Source organism: Paenibacillus borealis (assembly GCF_000758665.1).
GTDB classification, from domain to species: domain Bacteria; phylum Bacillota; class Bacilli; order Paenibacillales; family Paenibacillaceae; genus Paenibacillus_AQ; species Paenibacillus_AQ borealis.
Genome location: NZ_CP009285.1, coordinates 4,920,510 through 4,943,441 on the forward strand (window position 1 = coordinate 4,920,510; position 22,932 = coordinate 4,943,441).

Annotated in this window: 22 protein-coding genes; 1 reads left to right on the forward strand and 21 read right to left on the reverse strand. The window is 50.1% G+C overall.

The annotated features are described in order from the left end of the window. Positions 1–104: 104 nt before the first annotated feature. From PBOR_RS20625 to PBOR_RS20720, 20 genes are all read right to left on the reverse strand, one after another. Positions 105–488 (reverse strand): TIGR02530 family flagellar biosynthesis protein, encoded by a 384-nt coding sequence (locus PBOR_RS20625; protein WP_042214883.1) that lies wholly within the window; start codon positions 486–488, stop codon positions 105–107. Further along, positions 485–973 carry a flagellar hook assembly protein FlgD gene (gene flgD, locus PBOR_RS20630; protein WP_042214885.1) on the reverse strand — a complete coding sequence of 163 codons (489 nt, stop codon included), beginning with the start codon at positions 971–973 and terminating at the stop codon, positions 485–487. Before flgD ends, PBOR_RS20625 begins: the two co-directional genes overlap by 4 nt. Before the next feature lie 26 nt (positions 974–999). Beyond that, on the reverse strand, positions 1,000–2,463 hold the full coding sequence (locus PBOR_RS35600) for a flagellar hook-length control protein FliK (protein WP_052429576.1): 1,464 nt from the start codon (positions 2,461–2,463) through the stop codon (positions 1,000–1,002). 22 nt (positions 2,464–2,485) lie between these two features. After that, a complete protein-coding gene (locus PBOR_RS20640) occupies positions 2,486–3,445 on the reverse strand; it encodes a MotE family protein (RefSeq protein WP_245647844.1) in 960 nt (319 codons plus the stop codon). Between the two features lie 18 nt (positions 3,446–3,463). Beyond that, on the reverse strand, positions 3,464–3,907 hold the full coding sequence (gene fliJ, locus PBOR_RS20645; RefSeq protein WP_042214890.1) for a flagellar export protein FliJ: 444 nt from the start codon (positions 3,905–3,907) through the stop codon (positions 3,464–3,466). Between the two features lie 6 nt (positions 3,908–3,913). Next, positions 3,914–5,227 carry a flagellar protein export ATPase FliI gene (fliI, locus tag PBOR_RS20650; protein WP_042214893.1) on the reverse strand — a complete coding sequence of 438 codons (1,314 nt, stop codon included), beginning with the start codon at positions 5,225–5,227 and terminating at the stop codon, positions 3,914–3,916. After that, positions 5,220–6,068 (reverse strand): FliH/SctL family protein, encoded by an 849-nt coding sequence (locus PBOR_RS20655; RefSeq protein WP_042214896.1) that lies wholly within the window; start codon positions 6,066–6,068, stop codon positions 5,220–5,222. Before PBOR_RS20655 ends, fliI begins: the two co-directional genes overlap by 8 nt. Then, positions 6,061–7,077 carry a flagellar motor switch protein FliG gene (gene fliG, locus PBOR_RS20660; RefSeq protein ID WP_042138160.1) on the reverse strand — a complete coding sequence of 339 codons (1,017 nt, stop codon included), beginning with the start codon at positions 7,075–7,077 and terminating at the stop codon, positions 6,061–6,063. Before fliG ends, PBOR_RS20655 begins: the two co-directional genes overlap by 8 nt. A gap of 4 nt (positions 7,078–7,081) precedes the next feature. Then, entirely contained in the window at positions 7,082–8,671 is a 1,590-nt protein-coding gene (fliF, locus tag PBOR_RS20665; protein WP_042214899.1) for a flagellar basal-body MS-ring/collar protein FliF, read from the reverse strand. A gap of 34 nt (positions 8,672–8,705) precedes the next feature. Further along, positions 8,706–9,014, reverse strand: a complete 309-nt coding sequence (fliE, locus tag PBOR_RS20670; protein WP_042214902.1) for a flagellar hook-basal body complex protein FliE — start codon at positions 9,012–9,014, stop codon at positions 8,706–8,708. 28 nt (positions 9,015–9,042) lie between these two features. Beyond that, positions 9,043–9,489: a flagellar basal body rod protein FlgC gene (gene flgC / locus PBOR_RS20675; RefSeq protein WP_042214904.1), complete on the reverse strand. Its 447-nt coding sequence runs from the start codon at positions 9,487–9,489 to the stop codon at positions 9,043–9,045. 6 nt (positions 9,490–9,495) lie between these two features. Then, positions 9,496–9,903, reverse strand: a complete 408-nt coding sequence (gene flgB / locus PBOR_RS20680; RefSeq protein ID WP_042214906.1) for a flagellar basal body rod protein FlgB — start codon at positions 9,901–9,903, stop codon at positions 9,496–9,498. A gap of 375 nt (positions 9,904–10,278) precedes the next feature. After that, on the reverse strand, positions 10,279–11,679 hold the full coding sequence (gene hslU, locus PBOR_RS20685) for an ATP-dependent protease ATPase subunit HslU (protein WP_042214909.1): 1,401 nt from the start codon (positions 11,677–11,679) through the stop codon (positions 10,279–10,281). Between the two features lie 33 nt (positions 11,680–11,712). Further along, positions 11,713–12,255, reverse strand: a complete 543-nt coding sequence (gene hslV / locus PBOR_RS20690) for an ATP-dependent protease subunit HslV (protein ID WP_039295147.1) — start codon at positions 12,253–12,255, stop codon at positions 11,713–11,715. Between the two features lie 148 nt (positions 12,256–12,403). Next, positions 12,404–13,783: an FADH(2)-oxidizing methylenetetrahydrofolate--tRNA-(uracil(54)-C(5))-methyltransferase TrmFO gene (gene trmFO, locus PBOR_RS20695; RefSeq protein WP_042214912.1), complete on the reverse strand. Its 1,380-nt coding sequence runs from the start codon at positions 13,781–13,783 to the stop codon at positions 12,404–12,406. 23 nt (positions 13,784–13,806) lie between these two features. Then, positions 13,807–15,903 carry a type I DNA topoisomerase gene (gene topA, locus PBOR_RS20700; protein ID WP_042214914.1) on the reverse strand — a complete coding sequence of 699 codons (2,097 nt, stop codon included), beginning with the start codon at positions 15,901–15,903 and terminating at the stop codon, positions 13,807–13,809. A 98-nt stretch (positions 15,904–16,001) separates the two neighbouring features. Next, the gene (dprA, locus tag PBOR_RS20705; RefSeq protein WP_174479825.1) at positions 16,002–17,120 is read right to left on the reverse strand and encodes a DNA-processing protein DprA; all 1,119 of its coding nucleotides are present in this window, start codon (positions 17,118–17,120) and stop codon (positions 16,002–16,004) included. A 183-nt stretch (positions 17,121–17,303) separates the two neighbouring features. After that, positions 17,304–18,233, reverse strand: a complete 930-nt coding sequence (gene sucD, locus PBOR_RS20710) for a succinate--CoA ligase subunit alpha (protein ID WP_039295139.1) — start codon at positions 18,231–18,233, stop codon at positions 17,304–17,306. 35 nt (positions 18,234–18,268) lie between these two features. Next, positions 18,269–19,426, reverse strand: a complete 1,158-nt coding sequence (sucC, locus tag PBOR_RS20715) for an ADP-forming succinate--CoA ligase subunit beta (protein WP_042214918.1) — start codon at positions 19,424–19,426, stop codon at positions 18,269–18,271. Between the two features lie 358 nt (positions 19,427–19,784). Continuing rightward, positions 19,785–20,252, reverse strand: a complete 468-nt coding sequence (locus PBOR_RS20720) for a MarR family winged helix-turn-helix transcriptional regulator (RefSeq protein ID WP_042214920.1) — start codon at positions 20,250–20,252, stop codon at positions 19,785–19,787. 148 nt (positions 20,253–20,400) lie between these two features. Between PBOR_RS20720 and PBOR_RS20725 the strand changes: the two genes are divergently transcribed. After that, positions 20,401–20,829, forward strand: a complete 429-nt coding sequence (locus PBOR_RS20725) for an organic hydroperoxide resistance protein (RefSeq protein ID WP_042214922.1) — start codon at positions 20,401–20,403, stop codon at positions 20,827–20,829. Positions 20,830–20,996: 167 nt separating this feature from the next. On the opposite strand, the gene PBOR_RS20730 is transcribed toward PBOR_RS20725, so the two are convergent. Beyond that, positions 20,997–22,724: a YifB family Mg chelatase-like AAA ATPase gene (locus tag PBOR_RS20730; RefSeq protein WP_042214925.1), complete on the reverse strand. Its 1,728-nt coding sequence runs from the start codon at positions 22,722–22,724 to the stop codon at positions 20,997–20,999. Positions 22,725–22,932: the final 208 nt, after the last annotated feature.

Below are 22,932 nucleotides of genomic sequence, written 5' to 3' on the forward strand. Positions count from 1 at the left end.
TTTAGAGTCTTTCAGACTCTTATAATTAGAATGATGGAAATTGGAGTGATGCCCGCGTCAGTCGGTCGGCGGACATTCCGGCTCTCCAGTTAGGACCAGCCGGTTCAAGAAATGATCACTGCACTGTCTATCTGTGTAAATACGTTGTCTTTCATCGAGTTCCCATCCATAGCTGTAACTACAGTACGGTTAGCAACACTTACGATTAACGCCATGTCCTTCATCAGGATCAGTGATTCTTTGCTGCCCTTGGCAGCTGCCTTGTCTACCGCAGATGAGATTTGATCCAACTGGCGGCTGCCAAGCTCGATCCCCCGCTGTTCAAGCCGCTTCGCCGCATGATTGCTGAACTTCAGCATATTCTTCTGCAGCACACTCTCAAATGAAGCTTCAGAGCTTACAGAACTCTTGGCTGACTGCTGACGCTGAAGTGTTGAAGGGTGTACACTCGCCGGATACAGCTGGCCTATAGTCAGTCTGTCGCTCATGTGGTTGCCCCGCTCTCCCCGCCGCCTGCTGAAGTATCACTGCCCGTTGCCGGTTCAGCAGAAGCATTCTGAATTTGCGTGATATCGGTTAAGGCGATCCGCTCACTGCCTACTACCGCGTACTGTACACCACTGCTTACAACGATGGATTCTACATTGCCTGATTTCGGCAATTTGGTTTGGGCGTCTGTCCAGGTGACATCTTTACCGATCAGACCCGATACAGAGCCAAGCGACTGATTCAATGCCGTAAGCTGGGTTGAAATATTCATTAGCTGTTCAACAGATGAGAACTGAGCCATCTGAGCGATAAATTCCTTATCCTCCATCGGCTGCATGGGATCCTGATTCTGCAGCTGCGTAATCAGTATTTTGAGGAATTGATCCTTGCCCAGTGTGGAGCTGCCTGTTGTCTTGGAGGTAGTTGAATTATCCGATACATAATTCCATGAGTTACTGCCAGAAACGGGATTCGTTGTTGCCATTTCATTTCACCTCGCTTGTCCAGTTATTAGACTTTGGCTGAAAAACCGCCGTTCTGATTATTATCTTGCTGCGTTGCCGATACCCAGTCTTTCCATTCTCCATTAAGCTCTGCGGCAAGCACTGCATCTGCCGATTCTTCCTGGCGTTCTCTAGAACGTCTGCCTTGCTGTTGTCCGCCAGCACCCGGCTGTTGACCTTGCTGTCCAGTCCACTGTGACTGAGGGGATGGGTTATTCTGGGTTACTTCAAGTCTTTCTACTTGAAGCCCTTGAGACTGTAAAGCTAAACGAAGCTGATTCATCTGCTGCTCAAGAATATCCTTCGTCCCGCTGTGCTGGGTCAGGAATTGCGCAACCAGATTACCATTTTGCATCGATATCTTCACATCAACTTGTCCAAGATTCTCGGGGAATAAGGTAATTGTAGCTTCAGCTACTCCGCCTTTTTTGACGATCTCCAATTTACCGCTGATGAAAGTATTCATTTCCTGAGCGAAATGCTGAACCGGCACCGGTGAGGCTGATGCTTTCAGAGGTGCAGGAATTCCGTTACTGAGGGACAACTGTCCTGCTGTAACGATCTCAGGCTCTCCGGCTGATGCTTTGGCCGCCGGCAAGGTTTCCTCAGCAGCTGCGGTCTCCTTCGTCACTGGAGCTAAGCCCGTGGAAGGAAGCTGGGGACTCTCTTCTGCAGTTATGGTTGTACCGGTTGCTGCTGGCGTCGCTGGAGCTGACTGAGTCTTAGCTGAGGCATCCAACAGCGTACGGATGTTTGAAACCACACTTTTACTGTCAACAGCATCCGGTTTAGATTCTGCTCCAGATGTTTGCTTAAGCGCTACGGCCTGAGTCTCAGTTGTACTTACTGGCTTGAGTTTCGCTTTGTTATCGGCAGGCATGCTTTCAGCCAGAATTGCTGAGAATTGACTCAACAGTGCAGCACCTTTAGTTGCTGTATCTTCACTTCCGCTTACCGCTGCATCCTGAACCAGTTGAACAAGGCTGTTCAGCTCATCCTGAACTGCAAAACGCACGGTTTCAGGGTTCTGGGCAAGAGGTGACAACCCCGCTGTTGCTACTGCTTCACTATCTGATCCCTCAGTCTGAACTGCTGAATTATTACCGGATATAAGTGCCGATACTTGAAGCAGCCACCCTTGAAGAGCAGCAAGCAGTGCCGGATCAGCCTCCAGGCTGGCGTCGAGATTCTCCATGTCCTGGGCAAGACCTTCAAGAAGATCTGCTTTCTTGGCATCCGTATTGCCGGATTCTTCACCCTTGGCCTGTACCGCGCTCAGAAGACCTTGCAGCAAGGAAGCCAGATTGCCCAATACAGGTGCTTCGGTTCCTTTAGCAGCAGTACCTACCATGCTTTGTACAAGCGTCTGGGCAAAAGGTGTACCCGTACCTGCGGTTCCGCTGGCACCTGTTGTCGTTCCAGTGGTAGCAGCCAGGTTACCTGCACTTAAGGTTTGTACGATTAAACTCATCTTTTTCACCTCCCTTCAAGTGTTATTTACCGCCCATCAGCCGGTTTACAATTTTGGCTGTTTGTGCGCTGTCATTCTTGGTCATCTCCCCCAATATAGAGGAGCGGACAGTATCACTTACTGAATTCAGTACGGTGATGACCTTATCCGGGCTAATGCTGTACATCGAACCCAGCAAGGTAGCCGCATCAGCAGCAGGCATGGATGCAAAAGTCTGGCTGAGCTTCTCCTGATCAAGATTGGCTGTGGTAGACGCCGTAGTTGAACCGGCCTCATCCTGCTTCAGTCTCGATTGAAGGGCTGCAATAGCCATATCGGTTGAATTCGTCGTTTCTTTTAGCTTTATGGACACATCCGCAGCTTTTTTCGGATCCATCTTTTCCAGGATGGCTGTTTTGCTGGCATTACTCATTACACTGAAGATCTGAACCATTTCATCAGTTGTCAAGTTCTCCATAATAGGGGCAGCTTTGGAGGCTTTCATCCCCGCATACAGCTTGGCCAGAGCCGTCACCTGTTTGAGATAAGGATCTTCCTCTTCCTCAGTGGCTGCTACCGCCGCTGATGCTTCTTCCTTCATCCCGTCAATCTGCTTCTGCAGCGCCTCAGCTTTGATAGCCTCCGCCGCTTTATCTTCTTCTGCCTGCTTCAGCTGCGTTGCCTGCGCGTTAAGCTGTGACTTAAGCTCTTTAATCGTACTCTCCGAACTGGCAGCCTGCTCTTCACTTTCAGCTTGCGGATCCTCTGCGGTATCTCCGGCAGATTCAGAATCCGGATCCGGGGCCGGTTCAGGCACCCATTTCTCCAGCACAGGAATCTTGTTCGCAATCTCAAGGACGTTATTCCGGATGTCCATATTAAATAGGGTCAACAGTACTCCAAGCAGTACAAGCGTGAAGATGATCGGAATCATCAAGAATAAAAAACGCTCAAATTTGCCTGCCGACCCTTCATCTTCAAGTTCCATTTGATTATTTGCCACTAGCGGAAACCTCCCGGGTTAGAGGGATTTCATCGCGAAGCGGACGGTAGCCATCTCATCCAGTTCGTTTTGTTCCCGTAAACTCATATTCTGCAGAAATGCTGTTTGTGCTTTGTCTTTCGCCTTGAGCCATACCTTCTCATCCAGAACCTTGGTACTGAGGTGATCCTGCTTGCTCTGAACCTCAATATGCGCCCGGCTGATGTCGGAATGCTTGCGGGCAATGCACTTATCCAGGTAATCGACGTAATCCTGCATTTCACGAAGCTTAGCCAATGGTGTTCTTTGCTCAGCTGCACTTTGTAAGGACGACATCAGCGCACTGCGCTGTGTAATTAATTCATCAAGGCTTTTTTCCTGTGCCTGCAGTTCTCCGAGCGCGCTTGAGAGCATCCACTCTGCCTGTGTTTTTTCGTTACCCTTCAAGTCCACCACTTTTTGAAAAGTATAATGGAATCTCATGATCAATCAACTCCTCGAGAACTGTGAAATTAATGACTGCTGCACTTCGCTAAGGGTTACCTTCTCGTTCACTTTTTGCTTGGTGAAATCCCAGATGCTGTCGATGTAATGTATCGACTCATCGATTTGGGCGTTCGAGCCTCTTTGATAAGCTCCGATATTAATCAGATCCTCGGAATCCTTATAGACCGCCATAAGGCGTTTTACATTCTCTGCTGCAGCAATCTGCTCTTCCGGTGCGATATCCTTCATAACACGGCTAATGCTGGAGAGAACGTCGATTGCCGGGAAATGTCCTTTATTTGCGATATTCCGGTTCAGGACAATATGTCCGTCCAGGATACCGCGCACAGCGTCGGCGATCGGCTCGTTCATATCGTCACCGTCAACCAGTACTGTATAAAATGCGGTGATAGAGCCTGTAGGACCTGTTCCGGCCCGTTCCAGCAGCTTGGGCAAGCTGGCGAATACAGAAGGTGTGTACCCTCTCATTGCAGGAGGCTCGCCTACTGCCAGTCCAACTTCGCGCTGGGCCATGGCATAACGGGTAACCGAGTCCATCATCAGCATGACATTCAGCCCGCGGTCGCGGAAATATTCGGCGATCGTAGTGGCGATCAAAGCTCCTTTGATCCGGATCAGCGCCGGCTGATCGGAAGTGGCGACGATAACCACCGAACGCTGTAACCCTTCCGGCCCCAAGTCGCGCTCGATGAAGTCAAGCACTTCTCTCCCCCGCTCACCGATAAGGGCAATAACATTCACATCTGCCGAAGTGTTACGGGCGATCATTCCCATCAGAGTACTCTTACCGACACCAGAGCCTGCAAATATGCCGACCCGCTGTCCTTTGCCGATGGTGAGAAGTCCGTCAATCGCTCTGACCCCGATGCTGATAGGCTCAGCGACACGCGGACGGTTAAGCGGATTGGAAGGGATGTTAAAGGTCGAACTGTGCGGCATACGGGCAGGAATGAGCGAACCGTCAAGCGGCTGTCCCAAACCGTCAAGCACCTTACCCAGCAACTCCGAGCCTACCTGGACACTCAGCGGCTTGCCGGTGCCGACAACATCACAGCCTGGCCCAATAGCCTGGAGCTCTCCAAGCGGCATCAGCAACACCTTGTTGTCACGAAATCCGACGACCTCTGCCTGAAGCGGCTTAGTTCCTTTGGCGGGATAAATAAAGCACACATCACCGATGCTGGCATCCGGGCCTTCCGACTCTACCATTAGTCCGATGACCTGGGTAACTTTGCCGTTAATCCGGACCGGGTCAAAATTACGCAGCTGTTCTTTGTACCTTCCGCTGTCAAGCATCGTCTTCCCCACTTCCGTGTTCACCTGCGTCCAGTGCGATTCTCAGCAGTTCTTTTTTGATCTCAGCCAGCTGGGTATCCACCCGTGCATCGATACTGCCAAAGGAGGAGCGGATGACACAGCCTTGATCTTTAACCGTTGAATCCGGAAGAATCTGCAGTTCAGCCTGTGAGTCCACGGCGAGTGAAAGCTCTTCTCTCGCTGCGTTGACAAACGCGAACTGCGCCGGAGAGACACATAAGGAAATCAATCCCTGCTCACGCTTGCGGGCCAGGTTCTTGCGGATCAGATCCATTGCAAATTGCGGTTCAACTGTCAGCTGCTTGTCCACTATTTTCTCGGCAATATCGCAGCTCAGCTCTACCAGAAAAGGTTCAGCCTCCTGGATAATCACATCTCTTGCCCGGTACGCTTCCTGAAGTACAGTCCTTGCTTCCTCCATCATCTCGGCAAGCCGCTGGGACATCTCCTGTTCCGCATGAGCGAGACCTTCCTGGTAGCCTTGCTGAAACCCTTCAGACTTGACGGCTTCCACAAGATGCTCATCCTGCTCCCTGCGTTGCCGCCACCATTCTTCAGCTTCATTCCGTGCTGATTCCATAATATTCTCAGCTTCCTGGGATGCGCTGCGGACCTGCCCTTCAGCAAACTCCTGAGCATCTTTCAGCATTTGCTTGCGTGCCTGCTCTGCCGCTTCCCTGGCAGGATCCTGATAGTGGACTTCGCCTGGAGCCTCTTCGACCACAGGATCTTCGGTAAGCCCTGCATGATGTCTGGCCTGCTCCAGCCGTTTCAGCACATCTACCGGAACATATTGAGAATGTTTGATCAGCTTAGACAATAATGTCATCTCCTCCGCCACGGGCGATGATAATTTCACCAGACTCTTCGAGTCTGCGGATCGTGCCTACGATGCGGGTCTGTGCTTCTTCAACATCACGCAGCCGTACAGGACCCATATATTCCATTTCTTCGCGGAAGGTTTCGGCCATACGCTTGGACATATTGCGGAAAATAACATCCCGCACTTCCTCGCTGGCCACCTTGAGCGCGAGCTGCAAATCCGCATTGTCGATATCCTTGATGATGCGCTGAATTGAACGGTTGTCCACATTGACGATATCCTCGAAGACGAACATCCGCTTCTTGATTTCTTCCGCCAGCTCAGGATCCTGTATTTCCAGCGAGTCGAGGATGGTACGTTCCGTACCACGGTCAACGCCGTTCAGAATCTGGACAATCGATTCAATACCGCCCGCATTTGTGTAGTCCTGGGTAACTGTAGCCGATAGCTTCTGCTCCAGAACCCGTTCAATTTGGGTGACAACCTCCGGAGAGGTGCTGTCCATAATCGCTATTCTTCTGGCAACCTCGGCCTGCTTCTCCTGAGGAAGGGAAGACAGGATTGAGGCAGCTTGTTCAAACTGCAGATAAGAGAGGACGAGTGCAATCGTCTGGACATTTTCGTTCTGGATAAAGTTGAGAATCTGGTTTGGATCCGCTTTGCGGGCAAAATCAAAAGGTCTTACCTGCAGCGTCGCCGTCAGACGGTTGATAACCTCAAGCGCCTTGGCTGAACCCAGTGCTTTCTCGAGTATCTCCTTGGCATAGTTAATACCGCCTTGAGAGATATATTCTTGAGCGAGACAGATCTGATGGAATTCTGACATGATTGACTCTTTCTCCACGCTGTCCACCTTGCGGACATTCGCTATTTCCAGAGTCAGCTGCTCAATTTCCTCATCCCTCAAATGCTTGAATATTTGTGCCGATACTTCAGGCCCTAGTGTGATAAGCAGGATCGCCGCCTTTTGGCGGCCGCTAAGACCCTGCTGGCTAGCTTTTGCCATTACTTCACCTCTGTTCTTCAGCAAGCCATGTACGCAGCAGGTTTACGAATTCATCCGGCTTTTTCTTGGCCAGACTTTCAAGCTGTTTGCGGACCTGACTTTCATTCGTTACGCTGTCCATATTAATAGAAGGAAACTCTGTAGGAACCTGCAGCGGAATATCATCTTCTGCTTCTTCCTCCTGCTTATTCTTGCGGCTGCGGTAGATGAGGTAACCTCCGCCCGCACCAACCAGCAATGCGGCTCCGCCAATTGCCCAGATCATCCAGGTAGCCAGTCCGCCGGATGCTGCATTCGCCGCCGTACTTCCAAATTGTTGCGAGAACACCGAAACTTTCTTTGTTAAATCTGCGTCTGTATAAGTGAGACCTGAATCTGCCAAGGAGGCACGGACAATATTGACCAGAATATTCTGGATGGCCGCTGAAGTTGTATCATCCAAAGTTGTTTGCCCGTCAGGTGGTTCAACTGCAACGTTAATGGTTAAATCTTTAACAGTATATGGGCTCGCAATAATATCTTTGCTGATCCGATTGACTTCATAGTTCCTGGTCTCCGATGATTCCTCAGAAGAAGAAGTACCCGAGTCAGTCCCCGAAGGATATCCAGAGACATCTTCCGACCCTGTACCAGCTACCCCTCCGGATGTATTCCCTTGACCCGAATAAGTATTGCTGATAATTTGCGAGCTGATTTCAATTCCTTTCATATTCTCCGCATCTACCGGCAATACGATTTCTTCCTGACGGTTCTCTTTATCGAAATTGAGCTTGGAGAACACCAGAACATCCACTTTATCGGGACCCGTGAGCGTACTCAGGAATTGCTTCACATCTTTTTTAACATCATCTTCAAATTTCTTCTGTAATGCGAAGTTCTCTTCAACCTGGCTGGACACACCAGCCTGACCGCCTTTGGCCGTGGGCATCAATTCGACTTCATTATTAGTGATCGTAATGTTCTCAACCGGCAGGTTTGGCACGGCAGTCTTCACCAGATTGAAGTAGCCGTCAATATTCTCTTGGCTAGGCCTGAATCCGGGATCGAAACTCAGTACTACGGAAGCCTGCGCTTTCTCCTGGTCCTCCTGCGAGGCAAAGACTGTTTCCTTCGGCAGGGTAATCAGAACCTTGACGTCTTTAATCCCCTGCATCCTTCTCATTAACTGCTCAACTTCACCATTCAGGGCGTTGTTGTATTTCACATTAAATTCACTATCCGTAGTTCCGATCATCGAAGAAGATTCATCAAATACTTTATACCCGATGGAACCTCCCTGCACGATCCCCTGCGAACCAATGTCTACCTTAATGCGCGCAGCGTCAGTACTGGGTACCGAAATGCTCTTCCCATCCGGACTCAAACGGTAAGCAATCCCCGCTGTATCCAAGTAACTCATGACTCCCGCCGAATCGGTACTATCCAAATCCTGAAAAGCAACTTCATATTCTGTTTTTGATAATTGCATGGTCAAAACTACGATTATTATTATGATGATAAACAGAGTGGAGAAAAATAATATTTTCTGTTTACCGCTGAATCTGTTCCAATACTGGCTTATCTTCTCCCGGTACTGGGCCAATCTTTCATTCACAGTGTCACCCCATCCGAAACGTAGCTAGGATTATTTAGATTTGAGTTCTCATAATTTCCTGATAGGCTTCAATCACTTTGTTCCGGACTTGTGTAGTCAACTGCAAACTCAGCAATGCCTGTTGGGACGAAATCATAGCCTCATCAATATTGACCTCTCCCAAAACAAATTTGTTGCTCATGTCTTTAGCCTGCTGTTCCTGATCTGCCACCTGGTTAAGTGCATTCTCCAGATATGAACCGAAGCTTTGTCCCGTGCCGGAGACGGCTGAAGTTTCTGCTGCCGGGGTTTTCATAGCCAGCGGCTGAACAGCTTGAGTTCCGATCAATAAATTCTGTATCAATTGTTCTCCTCCTAGTAAGTCAAATCAATTAACGGCCGATTTCGAGCGCCTTACCCACCATAGCTTTGGATGCATTAAGCATCGTAACATTCGCTTCGTAGGAACGCGAGGCAGACAGCATGTCCACCATTTCCTTGGTAAGATCTACATTCGGCATGTACACATATCCGTCAACATCAGCATCAGGATGACTTGGATTGTACACGGGCTTCAGCGGTGAACTATCCTCAATAATCGATTTCACCTTAACACCTTCGCTGCCGCCGCTCATTTTTGAATCGAGTATGTTAGAGAAGCTATCAGCCTGTGCTGTTTCCAGCACTACCAGCTTACGGCGGTAAGGTACGGCTTTGCCGTCAACCACAGAAGCTCTGGTTGTCTCCGCGTTGGCAATATTGGAGGAAATGACATCCATCCGCAGGCGCTGGGCAGTTAATGCCGATGCGCTTATTCCAAAGCTGCTACCAAAGTTCATTATTTATTACCCTCCCTGCACAACTGTACGCATCATTGTAATCTGACTGTTCAACTGTTCAACATAAGAGTTATACCTTAGCTGGTTCTCGGCGCTCAGCGCCTGTTCGCGGTCCATATCCACATTATTGCCATTGTTGTTCATAGAAGTAGTTTCATCTGTACTTACCACAGCAGCCGGCACGCCGGTCACTGTTCCAAATTGGAAATGGCGGGAATCTGATACTTTCGCACTCAGCGTAGGTTTCAAACCGTTCTCTTGTTGTCTCAGGAAACTTTCAAAACTGACATCAGAGCGTTTGAAATTCGGCGTATCAACATTTGCTACGTTATTAGCCAGAACACTTTGTCGTTTGGTGGCGGCATCTAGGCCTCCCTGTAATCTTTGAAAACTGACACTGTTCAGCAAACCCATGGTAATCCCCCTTCCAAACCTATCATAATGAAAAGAATTCCACAACTTCTCCCGAATTCCTGCTTACTTTCGACAAAAAAAGCTAAAATTTTCATTATTTTGTCGAGTGCAGGTCGAACGGTGTCGATGGATGATTCTTATGTCAATCTCACATACATTGATTCTCTTAGAATTTGTATATTATTACAATAAGAAATAAGCCCTATCTTTTCTGAAAAGAGAGGGCTTAAAGCATGTTTTTACAATATTCTACCTTTTTTATTCCATATAATTCTTTTTATTACTATTATTTAACTTTTCATGCAACATTTTTTAATTAAATTTGCATAACAATAATTCTTAATACCTATTTTAGCGGAATAACACTCTGTCGCTTTAAAGGATATATTGGCTTAAATCGCGATCTTGGGCGATTCCTGCCAGTTTTTCGCGAACATACTCCGGAGTAATGACCATGGTCTCCAGCGTCAGCTCCGGCGCTTCGAAGGAAAGGTCCTCCAGCAGCTTTTCCAGAATCGTATGCAGGCGCCGTGCCCCGATATTCTCCATATTCTGATTCACGGAAGCGGCGATTTTGGCGATTTCCTGAATCGCTTCCTTCTGGAACTGGATCTCAATGTTCTCGGTCTGCAGCAAATGAACATATTGCTTCGTCAGGGCGTTCTCCGGTTCAGTCAGAATAGAGACGAAATCCTCAAGGGTAAGACTACTCAGCTCTACACGGATCGGGAAACGGCCCTGAAGCTCGGGAATTAGGTCCGAAGGCTTGGCAATATGAAAAGCTCCGGCAGCGATGAATAATACGTAATCCGTTTTCACAGGCCCGTATTTGGTCATTACCGTGGAACCTTCAACGATCGGCAGGATATCGCGCTGTACTCCTTCGCGGGACACATCCGGACCGGAGCCTTTGCCTTGGCTGGCCACCTTATCGATCTCATCGATAAAAATAATGCCGGACTGCTCTGCACGGGCTACCGACTCCTGAATCATATCATCCGTATCAATCAGCTTGGCAGCTTCATCCTGAATCAGTACCTTACGGGCTTCGCGGATAGGCAGCTTGCGCTTCTTCGTACGTTTAGGCAGCAGGCTGCCGAACATTTCCTGCATGTTCATGCCCATCTGGTCATTGCCTTGGCCGGCAAACATATCCATCATCGAAGGCGTTGTGTCTTCCACATCGATTTCGATGATATCATCCTCGAGCTGACCCGCGAGCAGCTTAAACTTAATGCCTCTGCGGCGCTCGCTCAGACTTCCGTCCTCAGCCTCTTCTTTAGTTTCCTCTGCACCGCCGTTATTGCCGCCAAAAATCATCTCAAACGGATTGCGCTGCGATTTGCCCTTTGAGGTGGAAGGAACCAGTATAGCTACAATGCGGTCGTTAGCCAATTCTTCAGCACGGTCCTTAACCTTCTCAGTGCGTTCCAGCTTCACCATCCGGATTGAAGTCTCTACCAGGTCACGGACCATGGATTCCACATCACGGCCTACATAGCCGACTTCGGTAAATTTAGTGGCCTCCACTTTGATGAACGGTGCATTGACCAGCTTGGCCAGACGCCGTGCGATCTCCGTTTTGCCGACACCTGTAGGACCGATCATGAGGATATTCTTAGGCACAACCTCATCCCGGAGCTCTTCGGATAAAAGACTGCGCCGATACCGGTTGCGGAGTGCAACTGCCACCGATTTCTTGGCCTGTTTCTGACCTACGATATATTTATCTAACTCTGCTACGATCTGGCGGGGTGTAAGCGATTGATTCACCATTGTGACTTCCTCCCTCTTTCTATGGCACCATGCCTATAATTGTTCGACAATAATATTGGAGTTGGTATATACACAGATCTCGGAGGCAATCTGCAGGGCTTCTCTGGCAATATCCGCTGCGCCTAAATGCGATGCATGACGTTTGAGCGCGCGCCCTGATGCCAGTGCGAAGTTACCGCCGGAGCCGATCGCCAGCACATCATCATCCGGTTCAATGATTTCGCCATTTCCGGAAATTAACAGCATGCCTTCCTTGTCCATCACGATCATGAGCGCTTCCAGCTTGCGCAGGATACGGTCCTGGCGCCAGTCCTTAGCCAGCTCAACTGCAGCCCGCTGCAGATTGCCGTGATGCTCCTCCAGCTTGCCCTCGAACTTCTCAAACAAAGTAATCGCATCCGCCACAGAACCTGCAAACCCGGCAATGACCTGCCCTCTGTACAGGCGGCGGACCTTCTTGGCCGTCGTCTTCATAATGACGCTCTCTCCGAATGTAACCTGACCGTCGCCGGCAATCGCCGCATGACCGTCATGTCTTACTGCACAAATCGTAGTCGCATGAAAGCTGGGTAACATAATTGGCACCCTCCTAAAGTTTTGTGAGCGTTAGCATCCTGAAACAGCTTCAAACAAAACTGTTCCGGAAGCATAGGCTTAAGTTTTGTGAGCATTAGCATCCCGGATCAGCTTCGAAGAAAGCTAATTGGGATGCATCTGTTTACGTTTATTGTGCCGGACTTTCCGCTTCGGTAAGCCCGGGTTCTACGACCTCCGGCTCAGTATAGGCCAGGCCTTTGGCTGCAGCATAGGCAGCAAGACTGTCCAGCGCACGGTAAGCAAGGCGTTCATTTTTCTCTTTTTTACTGCGGAATCTCGTTTCAAGCTTCGGCAGCAAGCCAAAGTTCGCATTCATCGGCTGGAAATGCTCGGAATCTGCAGAAGTGATATAGGCCGGCATGCTGCCCAGCACGGTATCCTGCGGGAAGATCAGACCGTCCTCACCGAGTGCCGCTCTGGCAGCGTTCATACCGGCAATCATACCAGAAGCCGCAGACTCCACATAACCTTCAACCCCTGTCATCTGGCCGGCAAAGAACAGTCTTTCCCGTCCCTTCATTTGATAGGTGGGATGCAGCAGCTTGGGAGAATTGATAAATGTATTGCGGTGCATGACACCATAACGGACATACTCTGCGTTCTCAAGACCGGGGATAAGTGAAAACACGCGTTTTTGTTCGCCCCACTTCAAATGGGTCTGGAAGCCAACCAGATTGTAGAGCGTTCCCGCCGCATTATCCTGACGAAGTTGCACAACCGCGTAAGGAAGCTTGCCTGTATGAGGATTCATCAGACCTACGGGCTTCATCGGCCCGAAAAGTGCCGTCTGTTTGCCCCGCTTCATCATAATCTCGATCGGCATACAGCCTTCAAAGTAAATCTCTTTCTCAAAATCTTTGAGCGCGGCAGTCTCAGCCGAGATCAGCGCGTCATAAAAAACATCGAATTCCTCTTCCGTCATCGGGCAATTCAGGTACGCAGCTTCACCTTTATCGTACCTAGAAGCCAGATACACCTTACTCATATCGATGGTGTCCTTCTCGACAATCGGGGCAGCAGCATCATAGAAGTAGAAATACTCCTCGCCAAGCAGCCCTTTAATCTCTGCGGAGAGTGCCGGAGAGGTCAGCGGGCCCGTCGCTATGACAACAATCCCTTCCTCCGGTATATGCGTAAGTTCTTCATTTATGACTTCCACCAGAGGGTGATTATGCAGCATCGATGTAATTTCACCGGAGAATCCGTCGCGGTCTACGGCAAGCGCGCCTCCGGCCGGAACTGCATGCCGGTCGGCTGCACCCAGCACCAGCGAGTCCAGACGGCGCATTTCTTCCTTGAGTACACCTACCGCATTGCCAAGGCCGTTGGCCCGCAGCGAGTTACTGCAGACCAGCTCGGCGAACTGGTCCGTATGATGCGCCGGAGTCTTCACAACCGGACGCATCTCATATAATCTGACCGGAACCCCGCGCGAGGCAATCTGCCAGGCGGCTTCACTGCCGGCAAGTCCGGCTCCAATCACAGTCACTTTAGCTATATCAGTCAATTTCCTTTCCTCCTGTAACACATTTATTCTGCTAGTTCTTCGTTGTCCAGCACTGCCTCGGTATGATCACAAGAAGTGCACTGCAGCTTAGTTCCCTGTTTGTTGCGCTTCTCTACCATCCAGGAGCCGCAGACAGGACATGGCTTAACCGACGGTCTGTCCCAGGATACAAAGTCACAACCCGGATACTGGTCACAGCCGTAGAAGACACGGCCTTTCTTGCTGCGGCGCTCGACAACCTTGCCTTCATGACATTTCGGACAGCTTACTCCGATATCCTTGATGATCGGCTTCGTATTACGGCAGTCCGGGAATCCGGAGCAGGCCAGGAATTTACCGAAACGGCCCAGCTTGTAAACCATCGGCTTACCGCATTTCTCGCACAGCTCATCAGAAACTTCATCTTCAATCTCAATTTCCTTCATTTCTTCTTCAGCGTATAGCAGGCGTTTCTCAAAGGATTCATAGAACTGGGCCAGGACTTTCACCCAATCCTCAGCGCCTTCCTCCACATGGTCAAGATCACCTTCCATGTGGGCCGTAAATTCCACATCGAGAATCTCTGGGAAGAACTCTTCCATTTGCTCAATGATCAGCTCACCGAGTTCTGTCGGCATGAATTTCTTCTCTTCAATTGCTACATATCCGCGCTTCTGAATTGTTTCCAGTGTTGGCGCATACGTACTCGGACGGCCTATGCCCAGTTCTTCCAGCGTTTTGACCAGACGTGCTTCTGTATATCTTGGAGGCGGCTGAGTGAAATGCTGCTTCGGCTCAATATCATGCTTGATTAGATCATCGCCGGCCTTAAGCGGCGGCAGATACTTTTCCTCATCCGTTGTGCCGTCATCATTGCCTTCCACGTACACCTTCATGAAGCCCGGGAAAGAAACCTTGGACCCAACGGCTCTGAAAATAGCAGTACCCGCTGTAATATCCACAGACAGTGTATCAAGCAGCGCTGAAGACATCTGGCTGGAAACAAAACGCTCCCAGACCAGCTTATACAGACGGAATTGGTCACGGCTCAGGAATTCTTTGACCATGTCAGGCTCGCGGAGCGCCGAGGTAGGACGGATCGCTTCATGCGCATCCTGGGCTCCTGCAGCTTTCTTGGAATATTGACGCGGAGTCTCAGGAACAAATTTCTCGCCGTATTTGGAGAGGATCAGCTCCTTAGCTTCTTCCTGGGCCGTAACGGACAGCCGTGTGGAGTCAGTACGCATATAGGTAATTAAACCGACTGTGCCTTCCTTGCCCAGCTCAACCCCCTCATAGAGCTGCTGAGCAACAGACATAGTCTTGGACGCGCGGAAGCCCAGTTTACGTGCAGCTTCCTGCTGCAGTGAACTTGTCGTAAACGGAGCGGACGGATGCCGTTGTCTTTCCTTCTCTTTAACTTCTTTGACCTGGAAAGCGGCATTCTTAATGGCTTCCAATACTTCCTGTACATCGCTTTCCTGGCCCAGCTCTTTCTTGTCACCATTCAGCTTGTGGAACTTGGCCTCGAACAGCGAATCACGGATCCCCAGTTTCGCGGTAATACTCCAATATTCTGTTGGAACAAACGCAGAAATTTCATTCTCACGGTCCATAATAATCTTCACAGCTACCGATTGTACCCGTCCGGCGGACAGGCCTTTTTTGACTTTCTTCCATAATAGGGGGCTAATCTTGTATCCGACGAGCCGGTCCAGGATACGCCGGGCCTGCTGGGCGTTCACCAGATCCATATTAATCTTGCGCGGAGTCTTGAAAGCATCCTTCACAGCCTGTTTCGTAATCTCATTAAAGACAACCCGGCATTCCTGTGTGTTGTCCAAATCCAGCGCATGCGCCAAATGCCAGGCAATGGCTTCACCTTCGCGGTCCGGGTCAGCTGCGAGATAGACTTTTTTCACTTTTTTGCTGGCATCCTTTAGTTCCTTCAAGATAGAGCCTTTGCCGCGGATCGTTATATATTTGGGGTTGAAATCATTCTCAACCTCCACGCCAATCTGGCTTTTCGGCAAATCTCTGATATGTCCCATAGATGCCTTAACAATATATTTGCTGCCCAGATATTTACCAATCGTTTTTGCCTTTGCTGGTGATTCTACAATAACTAACGCATCTGCCATAGGTTTTCCTCCCAAAAGTTGTAAGCATACATCCTCGTGACCTGTCTTCTGACCCGGCCGGAAATCAAGAGTCTATGCCTAACACGGTTACTTCTATATTAAATTACCTTATAAATTGCACCCGGCAATTGTGTTACCGCTTTTTTTATGATTAAAGATAACAGAACTGAATGCAAATGTCCAAAATCCCACCTCGTGGATGCCAGCAGCTCATCGAGTGTAAAGGGGCCTTGATGCAGTATATGGTAAAGGTGTAACTCCTCACTTGTCAATTTCTTTTCGATTAGCCCGTCTCCGCCGGAAGGTCCGGAACCGCTTGCCGGAGGCCCAGCAGAACCTTTTGCGGGCAGATAAGCTATGTATTCTTCAACAATATCCGTCGAGCTTGTTACCAGCTTCGCTCCTTGTTTAATCAGCTCCAGTGCGCCTCTGCTCTTGGGCGAGGTTAGCGGACCCGGAACAGCAAATACATCCCTTCCCGCTTCAAGCGCAGCGTCGGCGGTAATCAGTGAACCGCTGCGGCTGTCTGCTTCAACTACTACCGTTCCGAGTGACAGTCCGGCGATAATCCGGTTGCGCTGCGGAAATAATCCGGGATGGCTCGGGGTGCCGATCGGATACTCGCTAAGCACAAGCCCCACACGCGAAATCTGCCGCTCCAGCTCACGGTTCTCAGGGGGATAGACTTTGTCCAGCCCTGTTGCCACCACCGCAATAGTGCTTCCGGTTCCAGTTAAGGCAGCTTCATGGCAGACACTGTCAATCCCTCTCGCCAGACCGCTTACAACCGTGAGGCCGGCTGCACTAAGCTGTCCGGCCAGCATTTCACCTATCTTGCGCCCATAGGCAGTCGGCACACGGGTACCGACCATAGCCACAGAAGGACGGGATGCCAGCTCCAGGCGGCCGCGATAATACAAAACCCAAGGCGGCTGGGGTGTTTCCTTTAATTGAACAGGGTAGCTTTCATCCAGAAAAGTCACCATCAAAGCACCGCTTTCTTCCATTAAAGAGCGGCGTCCCAGAATCCATTCTTCATTAAAGACAGCGCTTAGCCTGGCCGACATTTTGCCGCTGATTCCAGCCCGCTCCCAATCGGAGGCGGAACACGACAAAGCTTCATTCGTCAAAAGTCCAGCTTGGCGTATTCTATCGATGCTTTTCCATCCAATGCCTTCTACTTCATTTAAACCGAACAGCAGATCCCGCGTTTCCATATGCATTCTCTCCTATATGGAAGGGCCAGCCTCCCTTAATTATTACATAACCCGCTAAAAACAGACAAAAAAAGCAACCTTTCACCCCGTTACTCCGGGACAAAAGGTTGCTTACCTTTAAAATGATTATACATGATTCAGCGCTAAAAGCAGTGATCTTTGTGTGATTCTGCGGGCAGATCTCTAGTGGGTGGTGAAAGCATTCAGAATGCCGCGTTCCTCAAGCACACTGACAAGGGTAGAGCCCATTTCCGCAGGAGTAGGTGCAACCTTGATCCCGCAGGACTCCAGCACTGCTATTTTCTCACTAGCCGTCCCTTTGCCCCCTGAAATGATTGCCCCTGCATGGCCCATCCGTTTGCCCGGAGGTGCAGTGACGCCGCCGATAAAGCCGACTACCGGCTTCGTCATATTCTCTTTAATCCACAGAGCCGCCTCTTCCTCTGCCGTCCCGCCGATCTCCCCGATCATGATGACGGCTTTGGTGCCCGGATCATCATTAAACAGCTTCAGAATATCAATGAACTCCGATCCCTTGACCGGATCACCGCCGATACCCACAGCTGAAGACTGGCCAATGCCACGCTCCGTCAGCTGATGAACAGCTTCATAGGTTAAGGTTCCGCTCCGCGAGACGACACCCACATAACCCGGCATATGAATATAACCCGGCATAATGCCGATTTTACATTCTCCAGGGGTGATGACCCCCGGACAGTTGGGACCGATCAATACAGTAGAACGGCCTTCCATGTATCTGGAGACTTTGACCATATCCAGCACCGGGATGCCTTCAGTAATACAAATGACGAGCTCCATTTCAGCATCCACGGCTTCCATAATCGAATCCGCCGCAAAGGCAGGCGGTACATAAATCACACTCGCGGTTGCACCCGTGGCAGCTTTGGCGGCAACTACCGTATCAAATACCGGAAGGCTGGCTTCCGTGCCATTTTCAAGTGTGATCTGAACAAAGGTTCCTCCCTTGCCGGGTGTTACCCCGCCCACCATCTGGGTGCCGTAATCCAGTGCCCCTTTAGTATGAAATAAGCCCGTAGCGCCTGTAATTCCCTGTGTGATGACTTTCGTATGTTTATCTACAAGAATGCTCATGCGTCAGGTCACATCCTCACTTTTATTGTCAAATATTACACCAGAGCAACAATTTTACGGGCACCGTCAGCCATCGAATCGGCAGCAACAATATTCAGTCCCGATCCGGCGAGAATTTCCTTGCCCAGTGCCACATTGGTGCCTTCAAGACGTACAACCAGCGGTTTCGTTAACCCGAGCTGTCTTGCCGCCTCGACTACACCGGTAGCAATGACATCACAGCGCATGATTCCGCCGAAAATATTAACGAAAATCCCGCTTACCTTATCATCCGAGAGGATGATCTTGAAAGCTTCGGTTACCTTCTCCGTGGTTGCACCGCCCCCTACATCCAGGAAGTTGGCCGGCTCTCCGCCGTAATATTTAATAATATCCATGGTAGCCATCGCAAGGCCCGCGCCATTCACCATACAGCCGATGTTGCCGTCAAGCGCGATATAGCTAAGATCATATTTGGAAGCTTCAATCTCTTTGGCATCCTCTTCGTCCAGGTCACGGAGCTCCAGAATATCCTTATGCCGGAACAGCGCGTTCGAGTCGAAATTCAGCTTGGCATCCAGCGCCATCACATTTCCGTCAGCCGTTACAACGAGCGGATTAATTTCCGCGATCGAGCAATCTTTATCCACAAAAGCCAGATATAGCGCTTGCATGAACTTGACCGCTTTATTCACCAGCTCTGAAGGTATGGCTATGCTGTAAGCCAATTTACGCGCCTGGAAGGTCTGCAGTCCCACTGCCGGATCAATGATTTCCTTGAAAATCTTCTCCGGATGCGTAGCCGCCACCTCTTCAATCTCTGTACCGCCTTCCTCGGAAGCCATCATGACTACCCGGCCGGAACCACGGTCTACAACCAGTCCGATATAATACTCTTTGACAATCTGACAGCCCTCTTCAATCAGCAGCCGCTTCACTACCTTGCCTTCGGGTCCCGTCTGGTGGGTGATCAGCGTCTTGCCGAGAATTTCAGCCGCATAGGCGCGGACCTCGTCGCTATTCTTCGCCACCTTGACACCGCCGGCTTTACCGCGTCCGCCTGCATGAATCTGAGCTTTAACTACAACTACCGGTGTACTCAGCGCTGCGGCAGCTTCCACTGCTTCCTCCACTGTATAAGCTACTTTTCCGTTCGGTACGGCTACGCCGTACTTCTTAAGTACTTCTTTTCCCTGATACTCGTGGATATTCATACCGGAAGCCTCCTAAAGTTTTGCGGTGGCCGTGTAGCAGGCAGCCTGCAGCCATTCCGCATTCCGTTTTGATTGTCCAAAGCCGGGTCCAGACCGGTGAATGCTGGCAATATCCCGGCACATGCAGAAAACCGCCGTCTGAATATTAAAACCGCAAACGGTACAGTTTTCTGCTAGTGGCACATAGAACATATTACAGAGTGATATCTATAATTACCTATATGCCAGAATGTGAAACCCAGAATATTGTAACATGTTTTATAAGCGCTTTCCTTAAAAACTTTCACTATTTATACATACATTTTCGCTCGATTTCATGCCGGAATGCGAACGATTGCATTGACTTTGTGCTGATAGACTATTTCGAGTTGCTAATATTACTTTCATGAACCCGGGCGAGCAGGTCTTTGAACTGTCCAAGCAGTCCAATAAACTCCTCGGGGGAGAGCATTGTGCCTTCGGCCATTTTACCGGGAATGCACATCGCATCCTGTTGCAGCGCCAAACCTTGTGCCGTCAATGAAATCAGTACCTTCCGCTCATCCTGCAAGGAACGTTCGCGCAGAATCAATCCCGCAGCCTGCAGTCTTTTGAGCAGCGGAGTCAGTGTACCGGAGTCCAGGAACAGAGCTTCACCAAGCTCCTTGACCGTACATTGCCGTCTCTCCCAGAGGACAAGCATAACCAGGTACTGCGAATACGTTAATCCGATCTTGTCCAGGTGAGGCTGGTACAGCTTCGTAAATTCACGCGAACAGGCATAAATAGTAAAGCAGAGCTGGTTCTCAAGCATTAGCTCCGGAGGGGTCATAGTTTCTTCTTGCATATCTTCTTCACCTGCCTTTGTGACATTAGTTTATCACAATTCATTCACAATATCATGTTAATAGCGGAAAATAGATTGACTTTTATTTTAATTGTGTTAAATTAAATTGTGTACAATACAATTTGAAAACGAACGGGAGCGATTCATAATGATGACTATTCAACAGAAAATGTACGAAACAACAGTAAAGGCGGTTGGCGGAAGACAAGGATATATCGAATCTGAAAGTCCTAAGCTGAACCTTACCATTAGCACTCCACGTGAAATGGGCGGTGCCGGCGGTGAAGGCACAAACCCTGAACAGCTCTTCGCAGCAGGCTACTCCGCGTGTTTCGACAGCGCACTGAATATGGTTGCCCGTATGGGTAAAATCAAAATTGAGGGCAGTGAAGTAACAGCAACGGTAAGCTTCGGTAAAGTTGAAGACGGCGGATTCGGCATTGCCGTGAAGATGGACGTTCTGGTCAAAGGCGTAGATCACGAAACTGCTGTACAGCTGGTAGAAGCGGCTCACGGCGCATGCCCTTACTCCCGCGCAACCCGCGGCAATATTGAAGTTGAACTGAATGTGCTGTAAGACGGAACTTTAAAGCTAAATTACTACAGTCCGGGTATTCATGCCCTATCCCCTGCCCGCCCTTTATATAGCCATACTTTCTTCAGGTAAACACCCTGTCCGGCGGCCCCGGGCAGGGTGTTTGGCGTTGATCCCCATCTAATTCTCATTCCAGCCTCATTTCCGGCTTACTCCTCCTCCGTCAATACCTGCCGGTCCAAATTACGGTATTGGACAGCTTCAGCAAGATGCGCAGAGTTAATCTCCTCCGCCCCTTCCAAATCAGCGATGGTGCGGGCCAGTTTAATGATCCGGTCATGTGCCCGCATACTGAGGCCAAGACTCTCCAGAATACTGTTCAGCAGCAAATTCTCTTCATGTCTCAGTGCTGCGTAGCGGCGTAAAGCCGCACCAGAAAGCTCACTATTCCAGGATATCGGCAGACGCTGGTAACGTTTAGCCTGAATAGCCTGGGCCCGGAGAACATCCTCACGCATCTGCGCCGTAGATAACGCCGGCACATTCCGGTCCCATTCCTTGGGGCGGGGTACATCAACCTGCATGTCCATCCGGTCCAGCAGTGGACCCGAGATTTTGGCCCGGTACTGGGCAATTCGCGCAGGACTGCAGGTGCACCGCTGCTGTGAGCTGCCATTCCCAAGAAATCCGCACATGCAGGGGTTCATGGAGCAGGCGAGCAGAAACTGGGCGGGAAAGGTAAACGACGCCCGGGCCCGGCTGATGGTCACCACCCCGTCCTCCAGAGGCTGGCGGAGAACTTCAAGGACGGTACGGGAGAATTCGGGCAGCTCGTCCAGAAACAGAATTCCGCGGTGCGCCAGGCTGACTTCACCCGGCTTTGGTATTCCTCCTCCTCCAATCAGTCCTGCAGCTGATATGGTGTGATGCGGTGAACGAAACGGACGAAGGCGCATCAATCCCCCATTGCTGTCCCTCAACTTTCCGGCAGCACTGAATATCTTCATCACCTCCAGCGATTCATCATCACTGAGGTCAGGGAGAATGCCGGGAAGACGTTTAATCAGCATTGTTTTGCCTGTCCCCGGAGGGCCGATCAAGATGATGTTATGCATTCCGGCAGCAGCAATAGTGAGCGCGCGCTTCACGTGATTCTGTCCAATGACATCGCTGTAATCTTCCTTCATCAGATGATCCTCCCGGCTCGGCGCAAGAATCTTGTCCCCTTCCGGCTGATATCTCAGATGGTCCAGCGTCAGCACCTGAACTGGCGGGCGGTTCCTCGGGGACGGCTCCTTACTAACCGATACCGGAAACGGCAGCTCTGTCTGCAGCATGGATAGTTTCGGAATGGCTGAATCCGGCACTTCTGTAGCTATTGGCAGCTCCAGTACTGGAACTGGCTCTACCGTAACCGGAGAAGCCGGCACACTGGCAGCTGACGGTGACAACTCACGCAAATGTCCGGCCGTATATACACGGATTCCCGTAATCAGCGCCGCTTCGGCCGCATTTCCCGGTGGTACGAGGACTGCCTGAAACCCTGCCCGGCGCGCTGCCTCTACCATAGATAACACCCCATTCACCGGACGCAGACTGCCGTCCAGCGCCAATTCTCCGATGAGCAGCATTTTTTCGGCGTCAGGCATAACAAGCTGGCCGCTGGTTGTCAGAATACCGAGGGCAATGGCCAGATCAAATGCCGATCCCTCCTTGCGCAAATCGGCAGGTGCCAAATTGATCGTAACGCGCTGCTGGGGATAGCTGTAGCCGCAATTTTTGACTGCAGCCCGGACTCTCTCTACCGCTTCCCTTACAGCAGAATCCGGCAATCCGATGATGATTGTCTGCGGCAGCCCGTTCGCCAGATCAATTTCTACGCCGATCATTACACCTTCAATGCCGTACAAACATGCACTATGCATTTTTCCGTACACAAAAAAACACCTCTTCTCCTGAAATACGCCCGGAACGGGCATTGATTTCCAAGAAAAAGGGTGCTTCCTCTTTTTTCTGTCAGCATTATTATATTTAGTATACCTATGGCCTCTTCCATCATGCAAGGACTATTACGCACACTATACTGCACAAAATTATATTTTCGCTCGTCTTGCATAATTGCGCATCTATGACTTGAGTATCAAT